Origin of the sequence: Comamonas sp. NLF-1-9, assembly GCF_019195435.1 — a bacterium.
In the GTDB taxonomy this organism is placed as follows: domain Bacteria; phylum Pseudomonadota; class Gammaproteobacteria; order Burkholderiales; family Burkholderiaceae_C; genus Comamonas_C.
In genome coordinates this window covers 2160945-2173437 of sequence record NZ_CP078069.1, presented here as the reverse complement: position 1 = coordinate 2173437, position 12493 = coordinate 2160945, and the positions used below count along the sequence as shown (strand labels likewise).

Here is a 12493-nt window from a genome sequence, read left to right as displayed (position 1 = left end):
CCGCTTGAACCATGGCCTGGTGTCCCGCCCTCAGCTACAGATTCTGCAGTCCACGCCGGCCTCCTCAAGCAGGCGGTCAAAAGGCGCCTGTGGCGCCGCGCTGGTATAGAGCCGGTCGATTTGCGCGAGTTTGCCCACCCCCGCCATTGCCGGCCGGTTGAACTTGCTGGCGTCGGCCACCAGCCAGACCTCGCGCGATTGGGCGATGATGGTCTGCGCTACCTGCACCTCGCGCAGATCGTAGTCGCGCAGGCTGCCGTCGACCTCAATGCCCGAGATGCCGATGATGCCGATGTCCACGCGAAACTGCCTGATGAAGTCGACTGCCGCGCCGCCGACCACGCCCCGGTCGCGCCCGCGCACCACGCCGCCGGCCACGATCACCTCGTGCGTCGGATTGCCGCAGAGCACCGTCGCCACGTTCAGGTTGTTGGTGATCACGCGCAGGTTGTTCCGCTGCAGCAGCGCCTGCGCCACCGCCTCCGTGGTAGTGCCGATGTTGATCAAGAGCGAGCTGCCGTCGGGCACATCGCGCGCTACCGCCTCTGCAATATGGCGCTTGGCGTCGGCGTGCAGCGCCTGGCGCTGCGCATGCGCCAGGTTCTCTGTGGTCGAGCCCGGTAGCCGCACGCCGCCGTGAAAGCGCGCCAGCACCCCCTTGTCGGCAAGGCGCTGCACATCCCGCCGTATGGTTTGCAGCGTCACGCCCAACTCATGGGCCAGCGCTTCCACCTGCATCGCGCCGCGAACACGCACGGCTTCCAGCAGCTTGACTTGACGGGGGTTCAGATCCTTCACCCCCGAGACTGTAATGCGAACGAAAACGAACAAATCTAGGGGTAATTACCCATGCATTTCGATCAAATTAGAAAATAATAGAAAAATAGCGAAACACTTCAGATGCGGGCACGTCGGCCTGCGGGGAAGGAAGCAATGCAACTGGTGCTAGAGCAGGTGAGCAAGCGCGTCGGGCAGGAGACGTGGATCGCGCCGCTGACACTGGCTCTCGCCGAACACTGCGTGACCGTGCTGCTAGGGGCTACGCGCGCAGGCAAGACCAGCCTGATGCGTCTGATGGCCGGGCTGGATGCGCCCAGCGGCGGACGTGTGCTGGTAGATGGCAAGGACGTGACCGGCCTGCCGGTGCGCGAGCGCAACGTCGCCATGGTCTATCAGCAATTCATCAATTACCCCTCGCTGACCGTGGCGCAAAACATTGCCGCGCCGCTGCGCCTGCGCGGAGCCGCCCGCAGCGAGATCGACGCGCGGGTGAGCGAACTGGCCGAGCGCCTGCATATCGAAGCCTTGCTGCAGCGCCTGCCGGCAGAGCTCTCCGGCGGCCAGCAGCAGCGCGTGGCGCTGGCGCGGGCTTTGGCCAAGCAGGCGCCGCTGATGCTGCTGGACGAGCCCTTGGTCAATCTGGACTACAAGCTGCGCGAGGAATTGCGCGAAGAGCTGACGCAGTTGTTCGCCGCTGGCGAATCGACCGTGGTCTATGCCACTACAGAACCGGGCGAAGCCCTGTTGCTGGGCGGCTACACCGCCGTACTGCATGAAGGGCGGCTGCTGCAATACGGCCCCACTGCCCAAGTGTTTCACCGCCCCGATTCCGTTCAGGTGGCGCGCGCCTTCAGCGACCCGCCGATGAACCTCATCACCGGCGAACGCCTGCCGGACGGCGTGCGCCTGCCCGGCGGCCTCAGCCTGACGCTGAAGCTGGCGCAGGCCCGCGATGGCATCGGCCAGACCCGCAAGACCGTCACCCTGGGCGTGCGCGCCAGCGCCTTGCACCTGAGCGCTCAGGCGCAGGCACTGCCTCTGCCCGGGCGGGTGGAACTGGCGGAGATCTCCGGCTCCGATACCTACATCTATGCCAGCTCCGCCGTCGGCGAGCTGGTCGCCCAATTGCCCGGGGTGCACCACTTCACGCTGGGGCAGTCCATCACCTTGTACCTGAGCGCTGCCGACGTCTATGTTTTTGACGATTCCGGCGCGCTCATGCATGCCCCGGCCCGCACCGGACAGGAGGGCTGAGCATGGCCCGCATCGACCTGGACCTGGCCCATTCCTACCGCAGCGACCCGCGCGGTGACGAGGACTACGCGCTGCTGCCGCTGAAGATGAGCTTCGAGGACGGCGGCGCCTACGCGCTGCTCGGCCCCTCGGGCTGCGGCAAGACCACCATGCTCAACATCATCTCCGGCCTGCTGGCGCCGTCCAGCGGCACGGTGCGCTTTGATGGTGTCGACGTCACGCACGCCTCGCCCCAGCAGCGCAACATTGCCCAGGTGTTCCAGTTCCCCGTGATCTACGACACCATGACGGTGGCGCAGAACCTCGCCTTTCCGTTGAAGAACCGCGGGGTGCCGCTAGCGCGCATCAAGGAGCGTGTGGGCCAGATCGCCGAAATGCTGGAGATGAGCCACCAGCTTGACCGGCGCGCGGCCGGCCTGTCGGCCGACGAAAAGCAGAAGATCTCGCTCGGGCGCGGCCTGGTGCGCCCCGACGTGGCCGCCGTGCTGTTCGACGAGCCGCTCACCGTGATCGATCCGCATCTGAAATGGAAGCTCAGACGCAAGCTCAAGCAGATTCACCACGAACTCAAGCTCACGCTGATCTACGTCACGCACGATCAGGTGGAAGCCCTGACCTTTGCCGACCAGGTGGTGGTCATGGCGCGCGGCCGCGTGGTGCAGGCGGGCACACCCGAGCAATTGTTCGAGCGCCCCGCGCACACCTTCGTCGGACACTTCATCGGTTCGCCCGGCATGAACTTCGTCGACGTCGCCGTGCGCGGCGGCCAGATCTGGCTCGCGCAGCACGCATTGGGCGCAGCGCCCGCGAATCTGGCCGACGGACCGCTCAAACTGGGTATTCGCCCCGAGCACCTGACTCTTGCGGCCAGCGACACGCCCGGCGCTGCCGCCGCGATCGTCGAACACACGCAAGACCAGGGCACGCACTGGATGCTCAGCTGCCGCATTGGTGAGACGCGGCTCAAGGCGCGCTGCGCCGCCGATGTGGTGCCGCCTGCGCCTGGCACCGTCACCGGCCTGGTACTGCTGAGTGCGTTCACCTGCCTGTACCGCAACGAGGAGTTGGTCGCATGACAGAAAAACCCGTCAACCAGAAGGCCTGGTGGCTGGTGCTGCCGGTCATTGTCTGCGTCGCCTTCTCGGCCATCGTCCCCTTCATGACGGTAGTCAACTACTCGGTGCAGGACATCATCAGCCCCGACCGGCGCGTGTTCGTAGGCACCGAGTGGTTCGCCAACGTGATGCGCGACGCCGACCTGCACGACGCGCTCTGGAACCAGATCCGCTTCTCGCTGGCGGTACTTGCCGTCGAAATCCCCCTTGGCATCGTGCTGGCCCTGTCCATGCCCGAAAAGGGCTGGAAAGCCTCGGTCACCTTGGTCATCGTCGCGCTCTCGCTGCTCATTCCCTGGAACGTCGTGGGCACCATCTGGCAGATCTTCGGGCGTGCCGACATCGGTTTGCTGGGCCATACCCTGCAGGTGCTGGGCATCGACTACGACTACACCGGCAACGCCACGCACGCCTGGCTGACCGTGCTTGCCATGGACGTGTGGCACTGGACGCCGCTGGTGGCGCTGCTCGCCTACGCCGGCCTGCGCAGCATTCCGGATGCGTACTACCAGGCGGCGCGCATCGACGGCGCGAGCCGCTGGGCGGTGTTTCGTTACATCCAACTGCCCAAGATGCGTGCGGTGCTGATGATTGCCGTGCTGCTGCGCTTCATGGACAGCTTCATGATTTACACCGAGCCCTTCGTGCTCACGGGCGGCGGGCCCGGCAGCGCAACCACTTTCTTGTCGCAATACCTCACGCAGAAGGCCGTCGGCCAGTTTGACCTCGGCCCCGCGGCCGCCTTCTCGCTGATCTATTTCCTCATCATCCTGATGCTCTGCTTCATCCTCTACAACTGGATGCAGCGCGTGGGCACCAAGGACAGGCAAGGGAGTGCACCATGAGCATGCGCACCTGGCGCCCGAGCTGGCGGCCCTTCTTCCTCATCGCCTACTTCATCTTCGCGCTGCTGCCCATCTACTGGATGGCCAACATGAGTCTGCGCACCAACGAGGAAATCCTCTCGCAGTTCAGCCTGTGGCCACAGGCGCTCACCTGGGCCAGCTACCACACCATCTTCACCGATCCTTCCTGGTATTCGGGCTACATCAACAGCCTGATCTACGTCTGCCTGAACACGGTGATATCGGTGGCGGTGGCCTTGCCGGCCGCCTATGCCTTCTCGCGCTACCACTTCCTTGGCGACAAGCACGTCTTCTTCTGGCTGCTTACCAACCGCATGACGCCGCCCGCGGTGTTTCTGCTGCCTTTCTTCCAGCTCTACACCACGCTGGGCCTGATCGACACGCACATTGCGGTGGCCCTCGCGCACATGCTGTTCAACGTGCCGCTGGCCGTCTGGATACTGGAAGGCTTCATGAGCGGCATCCCGCGTGAAATCGACGAAACCGCCTACATCGACGGCTACTCCTTCCCGCGCTTCTTCCTCACCGTTTTCCTGCCGCTGGTCAAGGCCGGCGTGGGCGTGGCGGCCTTCTTCTGCTTCATGTTCTCCTGGGTCGAATTGTTGATGGCGCGCACGCTCACCAGCGTCAACGCCAAACCCATCGTGGCGACGATGACACGCACCGTCTCCGCCTCTGGCATGGATTGGGCGACGCTCGCCGCCGCTGGCACGCTCACCATCATTCCCGGCGCGCTGGTGATCTGGTTCGTGCGCAACTACATCGCCAAGGGCTTTGCCATGGGGAGGGTGTGATGTTTGGCTGGATGGTCTGGACCACTCCCACTGCGGTGTTCTTCATCTGCGTGCTGCTCATGCTCATGGTCATGACCCTGTGGGAGATCAAATCCCCGTCGGTACTGCGCAAGGGCTGGCTGCCGATCGCCACAACACGCGGCGACCGCCTGTTCATCGGCCTGCTCCTCGCGGCCTACGTCAATCTCGCCTGGGTCGGCCTGGGTGAATGGATGCAGGAGAGCCTCTCCCTTGAGACAGTGCCCAGTGTCTGGATCAGCTTTGTCGTGTCCATGGGCCTGCTGGCCGGGGTCATGCGCAAGGGTTGAGCCGGTTCACCACCAGTCCCCTGGCCCGCTCCTCCCCGTGGTCAGGGTGCTTTTCGTTCTTCGGGGAGTGCTCACTAGGAGACGCGAAACATGAAAGTACAGATGAAAGTGGTCGCACTGGCGGCCGCGCTGCTGGCGGGCACGGCCGCCTGGGCCGACGAGGCTGCAGCAAAGAAATGGATCGACGCCGAATTCCAGCCCTCCACGCTGAACAAGGATCAGCAAATGGCGGAGATGAAATGGTTCATCGACGCCGCCCAGAAGCTGCAGGCCAAGGGCGTCAAGGAAATTTCGGTTGTCTCCGAAACCATCACCACGCACGAGTACGAATCCAAGACCCTGGCCAAGGCCTTCGAGGAGATCACGGGCATCAAGGTCAAGCACGACCTGATCCAGGAAGGCGACGTGGTCGAGAAGCTGCAGACCTCCATGCAGTCGGGCAAGAGCATCTACGACGGCTGGATCAGCGACTCCGACCTCATCGGCACGCACTACCGCTACGGGAAGATGATGAACCTCACCGACTACATGGCGGGAGCGGGCAAGGAGTGGACCAACCCGGGCCTGGATATCGGCGACTTCATCGGCACCAAGTTCACCACCGCACCCGACGGCAAACTCTATCAGTTGCCTGATCAGCAGTTCGCCAACCTGTACTGGTTCCGCGCAGACCTCTTTGCCCGTCAGGACCTCAAGGACAAGTTCAAGGCCAAGTATGGCTACGATCTGGGCGTGCCGCTGAACTGGAGCGCCTACGAGGACATCGCCGAATTCTTCACCGACGACGTCAAGGAAATCGACGGCAAGCCCATTTACGGTCACATGGACTACGGCAAGAAGGATCCGTCGCTGGGCTGGCGCTTCACCGACGCCTGGTTGTCCATGGCCGGCGCTGCCGACATCGGAGCGCCCAACGGCCTGCCCATCGACGAATGGGGCATTCGCGTCGCTGACGACAAGTGCACTCCCGTGGGCGCCAGCGTGGCCCGTGGCGGCGCTACCAACTCGCCTGCCGCCGTTTATGCGCTCACCAAGTACGTGGACTGGATGAAGAAGTACGCGCCCAAGGAAGCCATGGGCATGACCTTCGGCGAAGCCGGCCCCGTGCCCGCCCAGGGCCAGATCGCGCAGCAGATCTTCTGGTACACGGCCTTCACCGCCGACATGACCAAGCCCGGCCTGCCAGTGGTGAACGCCGACGGCACGCCCAAGTGGCGCATGGCCCCCGGCCCCAACGGCCCGTACTGGAAGCAGGGCATGCAAAACGGCTATCAGGATGTCGGCTCCTGGTCCTTCTTCAAGGGCCATGACGCCAACAAGACGGCGGCCGCCTGGCTGTACGCCCAGTTCGTGACTGCCAAGACCACCTCGCTCAAGAAGACCCTGGTGGGCCTGACCCCGATCCGCGAAAGCGACATCCAGTCCCAGGCCATGACCGACGCCGCGCCCAAGCTCGGCGGTCTGGTCGAGTTCTACCGCAGCCCGGCGCGCGTGGCATGGTCGCCCACCGGCACCAACGTGCCCGACTACCCGAAGCTTGCCCAGCTGTGGTGGAAGAACGTGGCCCAGGCCGTCACGGGCGAGAAGACGCCGCAGGCTGCCATGGACAACCTGGCCAAGGAAATGGACGATGTCATGGCGCGTTTGCAGCGCGCCGGAATGGAGCATTGCGCGCCCAAACTCAACCCCAAGAGCGATCCCGGCAAGTGGCTGAGCGACGCGCACGCGCCGTGGAAGAAGCTGGCCAACGAAAAACCAAAGGGTGAAACCATCAACTACGACGCCTTGCTGCAGGCGTGGAAAGACGGGAAGACCCGGTAATTCTTGTCTGACTTCTTGGACATCCCAAGGCGCCGGCGAATGGGTCGGGCCTTGGGCCGCTCAAGCTCCATCATGAACGCTTCGTCAACGCTCCCCGTGCCCGATCAACGCAGCTGGTTGCTGGAACAACTGGAGCAACGCCAGACTTGCGACTTGATCGTGGTCGGTGGCGGAGCAACAGGACTGGGCGTAGCGCTGGATGCGGCGGCGCGGGGATTGAGCGTCGTGCTGCTGGAATCGCACGATTTCGCCAAGGGCACATCCTCGCGCGCGACCAAGCTGGTGCATGGCGGCGTGCGCTATCTGGCGCAAGGCAACATCTCTCTCGTGCGTGAAGCCTTGCGCGAGCGTGCCATCCTGTTGCGCAATGCGCCCCATCTTGCACAGCCCCTGGCGTTCATCATGCCCTCCTACCAATGGTGGGAAAAACCTTTTTACGGTGCGGGCCTCACCGCCTACGATGTGCTCGCGGGCAACGCGGGGCTGGGGCACACGCAATTTCTTGACCGTGCCCAGGTGTTGCGGGATCTGCCCACCGTGGCACCCGACGGCCTGAAAGGGGGCATCAAGTACTGGGATGGCCAGTTCGACGATGCCCGCCTGGCGCTGGCGCTCGCGCGCACCGCGCAGGCGCACGGCGCCCTCGTGGTCAATTACTGTCCCGTCATCGATCTCCTCTATGAGGAATCAAGAGTCCGCGGTGTCGTCTGCGAGGATGCGGAGACCGGTCGCCGCTACAAAATTCAAGCTCGTTGCGTCGTCAATGCAACGGGCGTCTGGGTGGATCGCCTGCGTCAGAGGGACGGGGAGATCGTGGGTCAGAAGCGCGCGCCCATCGTGGCTCCGAGTCAGGGCGTCCACCTTGTGGTCGATCGGGAATTTCTGGCGTCCGATCATGCGCTCATGGTGCCCAAGACAAGGGATGGCCGCGTCATGTTCGCCGTGCCGTGGTTGGGGAAGGTGATCCTGGGCACTACCGACAGTCTGCGGCATGACATGGACCGCGAGCCGCGCGCCAGATTCGAGGAGGTGTCCCTCATTCTCGCCGAGTCGGCGCGCTATCTGCGCAAGGCGCCCACTGCTGCGGACGTGCGCAGCATCTGGGTCGGGCTGAGACCGCTAGTCAAACCCTCCAGCGACGACGGCGAAAACACGAAGGCATTGAGCCGCGAGCATGCGGTGCTCACCAGCAGCAGTGGGTTGGTCACGGTCACCGGAGGAAAGTGGACAACCTATCGGGCCATCGCCGAGGACGTGCTGGAAAAATGCATGGAGGCCGATTTGCTGCCATGCAGGCCCGCCGGGGTGACGGCCTCGCTCGCGTTGGCTGGTGCTCTGCCGGTCAGCCAGTGCGCCGGCCTGCATCGGCCGCAGGGCATGCACATTTACGGGAGCGACGAAGCCAGAGTCCAGGCGCTGCCTGGCGCCGACGTCGAAATTTCGCCTGGCCTGACAGAGGCGATGGTGCGCCATGCGGCGCGCGAAGAATATGCGCGCACCGTGGAAGACGTGTTGGCGCGCCGCGTGCGTTTGTTGTTTCTGGATGCCCGATTGTCAGGTCGGGTCGCGCCGCACGTGGCTCACGTGCTCCAGCAGGAATTGAATCGGGAGGATGTCGGATTGCAGGCCTTCGAATTGCTGGCGGCTCAATATGCCGCCGTTCCCTAGGTGCATGGCGGAGCTGACCCATGAGACTCAATGATGTTCAGGTAGGGCGCAAGCTCTGGTTCGTGCTGCTGGCGACGGTGCTGATCCTGGCGGCGGGGGCTGGATTGGCGCTCAATCGCATGATTCACGTCATGGACGAGACCGTCGACAGCGTGGCGAAGATCGAGCAGCGCATCGCCCAGGCGTCTCGATGGCGGGGGTCCACGGAAATTGCCACCATGCTCGTCATGGGGGCGGCGGTGACATCGGACGCCGTTTTGGCGCAGCAGTACGAAATCAAGATCGAGAAGGCGACCGCGAACGCCGATCGCCTGCGGCAATCGATAGTTGCCTCCACCGTGGATCCGGTTGAAAAGGCGGCACTGACCAAAATCGAGGACGGCTACGGCAAGGTGACGGCTGCAACGGCGAAGGCCTGGGATCTCAAGGGCGAAGGCGACGTCGCGGAAACCCAGAATTTCGCCGACGAGCAGTTGGCACCGCTGGTGCAGCGCTATCTTGTGGATCAGGATGAATTCATCAAGATCCTGGCGCAGCACAGCCTCGACATCCGGGAGCAGGCGCGGACCAGGCGCCACGCCTTGATCATTTCCACCTGGGTGGGTGCGGCGGTGGTGCTCCTTCTCGTGCTGTGGCTGGCTCGCCTGCTGGTCGTCTCGATCACGGAGCCTCTGCGCCAGGCGAGAGGGGGCATGGACGCCATAGCCCATGGCGATCTCGTGGCCGTGACCCAGGCAGTCCGAGGTGACGAATTTGGATCGATGTTGCGATCCTTGGGAAACATGGCCTCTCGTCTGCGCGAAGTGGTGAGCGAAGTGCGTCAGGGTGTTGACTCGGTCAATGCCGCAGCGCACGACATTGCCACGGGAAACAACGATCTGTCGGTGCGCACGGAACAGACGGCGGCGAATCTTCAACAGACAGCTTCCAGCCTGGAAGAGTTGACCGCCACGGTAACGCAGTCGTCGGAGACGGCGGTGCAGGCGAACCAGTTGGCAAGCCAGGCGGTCAATGTGGCCCAGCATGGAGGCGAGGTGGTTGCTCAGGTCATCACCAGTATGGAGCGGATCACCGGGTCAAGCAGCAAGATCGCGGACATCATCGGCGTGATTGATGGCATCGCCTTTCAGACGAACATTCTCGCGCTGAACGCCGCTGTCGAGGCGGCGCGCGCCGGTGAGCAGGGCCGTGGTTTTGCCGTGGTCGCGGGAGAAGTGCGCACACTGGCTCAACGCAGCGCCGAAGCCGCCAAGGAGATCAAGGGCTTGATCAATGCGAGCGTTCAGGATGTGCAGACCGGGTCGGGGCAAGTCGCGCAGGCGGGACAAAGCATGCAGGACATTGTTTCCAGTGTTCGGCGGGTCAGCGACTTGATGGGCGAAATCACCGCCGCCAGCGCCGAACAGCGTGATGGCTTGGGCCAGGTCAACCGTGCGGTCGCGGAGCTGGATCGAATGACGCAGCAAAACGCTGCTCTGGTGGAGCAGTCCAGCGCGGCGGCCGCCGCCATGCGCGACCAGGCGCAACGCTTGGCGCAAGTGGTGGCCGTGTTCAAGGTGCCAGACGCAGACGGCGCGGCGCCACTGCCATCTTTGCCGACATCTGCGCGGGAGATTCAGGCGGACACGGGTGTGGCGGCTGCCCAAGGTGGGCATGATGGCGGGGTGCTGACACGCATGACTCCCTGGCGCCGACGCGTGACAGACCAGGGCCGCCGGTAAAAGATCGGAATGGGTATTTGACGACCCGAAAAATGCCGCTACAATCAGCGGCTTCGTGTTTTACGCACGAGCCTTTTCTTGCCCAGCGGCAAGCCCCGGCAGAGTGATTTGCCAGGGCGGACGACGGGCCCAAGACTGTCCGGCCGAGCCGGTGCAAGTTGGGAATATTGCAATGATCCAGACAGAATCTCGTTTAGAGGTTGCCGACAACACCGGCGCCAAGACCGTGCAGTGCATCAAGGTGCTGGGTGGTTCCAAGCGCCGCTATGCCAGCGTCGGTGACATCATCAAGGTGAGCGTGAAAGAGGCCGCTCCGCGTGGCCGCGTCAAGAAGGGCGAGGTCTACAGCGCGGTGGTAGTGCGCACCGCCAAGGGCATCCGCCGCAGCGACGGCGCCCTCATCAAGTTCGACGGCAACGCCGCCGTGCTGCTCAACGCCAAGCTGGAGCCCATCGGCACCCGCATCTTCGGCCCGGTCACGCGCGAGCTGCGCACCGAGCGTTTCATGAAGATCGTGTCGCTCGCTCCCGAAGTGATCTGAAAGAGGCCTCCCATGAACAAGATTCGCAAGGGTGACTCGGTCATCGTCCTGACCGGGCGCGACAAGGGCAAGCGTGGCACCGTGACGGCGCGCGCCAGCGAGACGCACCTGCTGGTCGAGGGCGTGAACCTGGTCAAGAAGCACGTCAAGCCCAACCCGATGAAGGGCACCACGGGCGGCATCGTCGAAAAGGCCATGCCCATCCACCAGTCCAACATCGCCATTTTCAACGCCCAGACCGGCAAGGCCGATCGCGTGGGCATCAAGGTGCAGGACGACGGCAAGCGCGTGCGCGTGTACAAGTCCAACGGCGCCGAAATCGCCACCGCCTGAGGTAAATACAGATGGCACGACTGCAAAAACTCTACCGCGAGAAGATCGCGGGCGAACTCAAGGAAAAGTTCGGCTACAGCTCCGTGATGGAGGTGCCGCGCCTGACCAAGATCACGCTCAACATGGGCGTGGGCGAGGCCGTCGCGGACAAGAAGGTGATGGACAACGCCGTGGCGGACCTCGCCAAGATCGCCGGCCAGAAGCCCGTGGTCACCAAGGCCAAGAAGGCCATCGCCGGCTTCAAGATCCGCGAAGGCCAGCCCATCGGCTGCATGGTCACGCTGCGCGGCGTGCGCATGTACGAGTTCCTGGACCGCTTCGTCACCGTGGCGCTGCCGCGGGTGCGCGACTTCCGCGGTGTCTCGGGCCGCGCCTTCGACGGCCGTGGCAACTACAACATCGGCGTCAAGGAACAGATCATCTTCCCGGAAATCGAGTACGACAAGGTCGATGCGCTGCGTGGTCTGAACGTCAGCATCACCACTACCGCCAAGACCGACGCCGAATGCAAGGCGCTGCTGGCGGCGTTCCGTTTCCCCTTCAAGAACTGAGGTAGCGCATGGCCAAGAAAAGTTTGATCGAGCGTGAACGCAAGCGCGAGAAGCTGGCTGCCAAGTACGCCGCCAAGTACACCGAACTCAAGGCGATTGCCGCCGACGCCAAGCGCAGCACCGAAGAGCGCGATGCCGCGCGCCTGGGGCTGCAGAAGCTGCCGCGCAACGCCAATCCGACGCGCCAGCGCAACCGCTGCGAGATGACCGGACGCCCGCGCGGCACCTTCCGCCAGTTCGGCCTGGCCCGTGCCAAGGTGCGGGAACTCGCCTTTGCCGGCGACATCCCGGGCGTCATCAAGGCGAGCTGGTAAGCACAAGCAGGAGTTGAACCATGAGCATGAGTGATCCCATTGCCGACCTGCTGACCCGCATCCGCAACGCCCAGATGGTCGCCAAGACCACGGTGTCGGCCCCCGCCTCCAAGGTGAAGGTGGCCATCGCCCAGGTCCTGAAGGACGAGGGTTACATCGAGGATTTTCAGGTCAAGAGCGAAGGCGGCAAGTCCGAGCTGCAGATCGCGCTGAAGTACTACGCCGGTCGTCCGGTGATCGAGCGCATCGAACGCGTCAGCCGCCCCGGCCTGCGTGTCTACAAGGGCAGCAACGCCATTCCGCAGGTCATGAACGGCCTGGGCGTGGCCATCGTCACCACGCCCCAGGGCGTGATGACCGACCGCAAGGCGCGCGCCAGCGGCGTGGGCGGCGAAGTGCTGTGCTACGTCGCGTGACGCGCAAAGGA

The 12493-nt window shown here is 63.9% G+C and carries 14 protein-coding genes; 13 read left to right on the top strand and 1 reads right to left on the bottom strand.

Annotated elements, in window-relative coordinates:
* Positions 1 to 30 precede the first annotated feature (30 nt).
* Complete coding sequence (locus KUD94_RS10455; protein ID WP_255569246.1) at positions 31 to 738, bottom strand: DeoR/GlpR family DNA-binding transcription regulator; 708 nt, start codon at positions 736 to 738, stop codon at positions 31 to 33.
* A 195-nt stretch (positions 739 to 933) separates the two neighbouring features.
* Between KUD94_RS10455 and KUD94_RS10450 the strand changes: the two genes are divergently transcribed.
* The 13 genes from KUD94_RS10450 to rpsH all read left to right on the top strand — a co-directional run bounded on the left by KUD94_RS10450 (position 934) and on the right by rpsH (position 12482).
* Positions 934 to 2034, top strand: a complete 1101-nt coding sequence (locus KUD94_RS10450; protein ID WP_218237150.1) for an ABC transporter ATP-binding protein — start codon at positions 934 to 936, stop codon at positions 2032 to 2034.
* 2 nt (positions 2035 to 2036) lie between these two features.
* Positions 2037 to 3110, top strand: coding sequence for an ABC transporter ATP-binding protein (locus KUD94_RS10445; RefSeq protein ID WP_218237149.1), 1074 nt, complete (start codon positions 2037 to 2039; stop codon positions 3108 to 3110).
* Complete coding sequence (locus KUD94_RS10440) at positions 3107 to 3994, top strand: carbohydrate ABC transporter permease (protein ID WP_218237148.1); 888 nt, start codon at positions 3107 to 3109, stop codon at positions 3992 to 3994. The genes KUD94_RS10445 and KUD94_RS10440 overlap by 4 nt, the downstream gene beginning before the upstream one ends.
* A gap of 2 nt (positions 3995 to 3996) precedes the next feature.
* Positions 3997 to 4809: a carbohydrate ABC transporter permease gene (locus tag KUD94_RS10435; RefSeq protein WP_370625900.1), complete on the top strand. Its 813-nt coding sequence runs from the start codon at positions 3997 to 3999 to the stop codon at positions 4807 to 4809.
* Positions 4809 to 5117, top strand: a complete 309-nt coding sequence (locus tag KUD94_RS10430) for a DUF2160 domain-containing protein (RefSeq protein ID WP_218237146.1) — start codon at positions 4809 to 4811, stop codon at positions 5115 to 5117. Before KUD94_RS10435 ends, KUD94_RS10430 begins: the two co-directional genes overlap by 1 nt.
* A 90-nt stretch (positions 5118 to 5207) precedes the next feature.
* On the top strand, positions 5208 to 6938 hold the full coding sequence (locus KUD94_RS10425) for an ABC transporter substrate-binding protein (RefSeq protein ID WP_218237145.1): 1731 nt from the start codon (positions 5208 to 5210) through the stop codon (positions 6936 to 6938).
* Positions 6939 to 7010: 72 nt separating this feature from the next.
* A complete protein-coding gene (locus KUD94_RS10420) occupies positions 7011 to 8606 on the top strand; it encodes a glycerol-3-phosphate dehydrogenase/oxidase (RefSeq protein WP_218237144.1) in 1596 nt (531 codons plus the stop codon).
* Positions 8607 to 8626: 20 nt separating this feature from the next.
* Positions 8627 to 10327 carry a methyl-accepting chemotaxis protein gene (locus tag KUD94_RS14855; protein WP_218237143.1) on the top strand — a complete coding sequence of 567 codons (1701 nt, stop codon included), beginning with the start codon at positions 8627 to 8629 and terminating at the stop codon, positions 10325 to 10327.
* 172 nt (positions 10328 to 10499) lie between these two features.
* On the top strand, positions 10500 to 10868 hold the full coding sequence (gene rplN / locus KUD94_RS10410) for a 50S ribosomal protein L14 (protein ID WP_146912725.1): 369 nt from the start codon (positions 10500 to 10502) through the stop codon (positions 10866 to 10868).
* A gap of 12 nt (positions 10869 to 10880) precedes the next feature.
* Entirely contained in the window at positions 10881 to 11201 is a 321-nt protein-coding gene (gene rplX / locus KUD94_RS10405) for a 50S ribosomal protein L24 (protein ID WP_218237142.1), read from the top strand.
* A gap of 11 nt (positions 11202 to 11212) precedes the next feature.
* Entirely contained in the window at positions 11213 to 11752 is a 540-nt protein-coding gene (gene rplE / locus KUD94_RS10400) for a 50S ribosomal protein L5 (protein ID WP_218237141.1), read from the top strand.
* Between the two features lie 8 nt (positions 11753 to 11760).
* Entirely contained in the window at positions 11761 to 12066 is a 306-nt protein-coding gene (gene rpsN, locus KUD94_RS10395) for a 30S ribosomal protein S14 (protein WP_218237140.1), read from the top strand.
* A 20-nt stretch (positions 12067 to 12086) separates the two neighbouring features.
* Positions 12087 to 12482: a 30S ribosomal protein S8 gene (gene rpsH, locus KUD94_RS10390; protein ID WP_218237139.1), complete on the top strand. Its 396-nt coding sequence runs from the start codon at positions 12087 to 12089 to the stop codon at positions 12480 to 12482.
* The last annotated feature ends 11 nt before the right edge of the window (positions 12483 to 12493 follow it).